Raw genomic sequence first — 2,316 nt, 5'->3', positions numbered from 1 at the left:
TTCAGCGTTTCGTTGCCGCGCAGCCGCGAGCCGACCACGACGAGCGCGTCGCAGGTCTTGTAGAACGCCTCGACGGACGCATGCACGTTGAATGCGCCGAGCGTCGCCGGGTGATCTTCCGGCAGCACGCCGCGACCCTGCACACTCGTCACGACGCCGAAGCCGAGCTTCACGAGGCGTTCGACTTCCTCGCGTGCATGGCGCGCGCCGCCGCCGAGCCACAGCAGCGGGCGGCGCTTGGCCGCGAGCGCGTCGGCAAGCTTCGCGACGCGGGCGCTGTCGTGCTCGCGCACCGCGACGTGCGCCGGCGCGAGGTCTTCCGGCCATTCGATTTCGGCTGCCTGGATGTCGATCGGAATCTCGACGGACACGGGGCCCGTCGGTGCCGTCTGCGCGATGCGCACGGCTTCGCGGATCGTCGGCAGCACGGTTTCGACGGTACGCACGCGGAACGCGGCCTTCGAGATCGAGTCGAGCATCGACAACTGGTCGGGCGCTTCGTGGATATATGCAAGATCCTGGTCGAGATACGGCGTCTCGATCTGCCCGGTGACGTGCAGCAGCGCGGTACCGGCCGTCAGTGCCTCGACCATCGCACCGGCCGCATTGCCGGCCGCCGTGCCCGTGCTCGTGAACGCGACGCCGAGGCCGCCCGACACGCGGGCCAGCCCGTCGGCCATGTTCAGCGCACCCGCTTCCCCGCGCGCACCGACATACCGGATGTTGCCGCGCGAGTTGATCGCGTCGAGGATCGGCATGTTGTGGATCGAGATGACACCGAATGCGGTCTTCACGCCGCACTGCTCGAGAAAGGCGGCAATCAGCTCGCCAACCGTGGTTTTTTCAGACATGGCGTGCAAAGCCTCCAGAAACGTCGATATGGCTGCCCGTCGTGTAGGACGACAGATGCGTTGCGAGATAAAAAAGTGCCCAGGCGGCCTCGTCAGGCTTGCCGAAGCGATTCAGCGGAATGTGCTTCTTGCGGGCGAGCGCGCCCGTCCAGTCTTCCCAGCTTTCGCCGGGCTGCGCCTGCGTGTCGTAACGGCGGCGCCACTGTCCCGACTCGACGATGCCGATCAGGATCGAGTTCACGCGGATGCGCTGCGGCGCGAGTTCGGTCGCGAGCGACTTCACGAGGCTCAGCACGCCCGCGCGCGCCGACGAGGTCGCGACCATGTGCGGCTCAGGCTGCAGCGCGAGCAGCGAGTTCACACAGGTGATCGTCGGCGCGGCCGCGTCGCGCAGCAGCGGCAGGAATGCGCGCGTCGGGCGGATGATGCTGAAGTACTTCAGTTCGAGTTCTTCGCGCCAGGCGTCGTCGGTCGTATCGGCAAAGGTCGACACGCGGCCCTGGCCGGCGTTGTTGACCAGCATGTCGGCGCGGCCGAAACGCGTGGACACCGCTTGCGCGAAGGCGGTCACGTCGGCTTCGTCGAGCACGTCGCAGCGCACGGCCAGCAGTTGTGCGCCTGCGTACTTGTCGCGCAGCATCGCTTCGGCGCGTGCGAGGCGTTCGTCGTCTCGGCCGCAGATGGCGACCGATGCGCCGGCCTGCAGGAACCGCTCGGCCGTCGCGAGGCCGATGCCGGACGAGCCGCCCGTCACCACCGCCACTTGCCCGGTCAGATCGATCTGGATCATCGGAGTCCTAAAGCTTTGAGAAACGTGTGCTCGTCATCCGAGCGGTAATTGAGCCGCCGCGACAATTCCGCCGCCGCGCGCTGCACCTTGTCGATCAGCCCGTCCGCGATCAGCGCCGCGTCGATCTCCGGACGCGGCACCGTCACCGTGATGCACGCGACGATCTTCTGCGTCTCGTTGCGCACCGGCGCCGTGACGACCGAGATCCCGCGCTCGAACGACGAATTGCTGACGCCGTAGCCGCGCAGCGCATCCTCGCGGATCACGTCGTACAGCGCGTCAACCGTCTCCGGCGTCGCGCTCGTCATCCGGTTCAGCGCGCCTTCCGGATACAGCGCGTGCAGTTCCTTCAGCGACAGGTCGCCCATCAGCACGTGGCCGTGCGTCGTCGCGTGCGCGGGCAGCCGGGTGCCGACGTTCACGCGGATCGAGCTGAACACCGGCGACTGGCTCTGCGCCTTCGCGACGAACACCACGTCGCGGCCGTCGCGAATCACGATGTGCGTCGTGAAGCCGGTCGCGTCGCGCAGGCTCTCGATCACCGGCAGGCCGAGATCGGTCAGCTCCAGCGAGCTCAGGTATTCGAAGCCGAGCCGCAGCACGGCGATGCCGAGCTTGTAGTTGCGATCCTTGTCCGCGCGTTCGAGAAAACCGAGCGATTCGAGCGTCTGCAGC

3 protein-coding genes are annotated in these 2,316 nt (G+C 67.3%); all 3 read right to left on the bottom strand.

The annotated features are described in order from the left end of the window. Positions 1-851, bottom strand: an 851-nt coding sequence (locus JMF90_RS33875) for a thiamine pyrophosphate-binding protein (RefSeq protein ID WP_201326057.1), incomplete at its 3' end; no start/stop codon positions are given. Further along, positions 844-1,641 (bottom strand): SDR family oxidoreductase, encoded by a 798-nt coding sequence (locus JMF90_RS33870; protein WP_011547427.1) that lies wholly within the window; start codon positions 1,639-1,641, stop codon positions 844-846. The genes JMF90_RS33870 and JMF90_RS33875, both read right to left, overlap by 8 nt. Further along, positions 1,638-2,316 (bottom strand): IclR family transcriptional regulator (locus JMF90_RS33865; protein WP_201326056.1); only part of this gene is annotated, 679 nt, incomplete at its 5' end. The genes JMF90_RS33865 and JMF90_RS33870, both read right to left, overlap by 4 nt.

Source organism: Burkholderia sp. E168m23 (assembly GCF_016586125.1).
Lineage (GTDB): Bacteria > Pseudomonadota > Gammaproteobacteria > Burkholderiales > Burkholderiaceae > Burkholderia > Burkholderia orbicola.
Note: the sequence above shows the minus strand (reverse complement) of the source record. Positions and strands in the feature narration are given on the sequence as shown.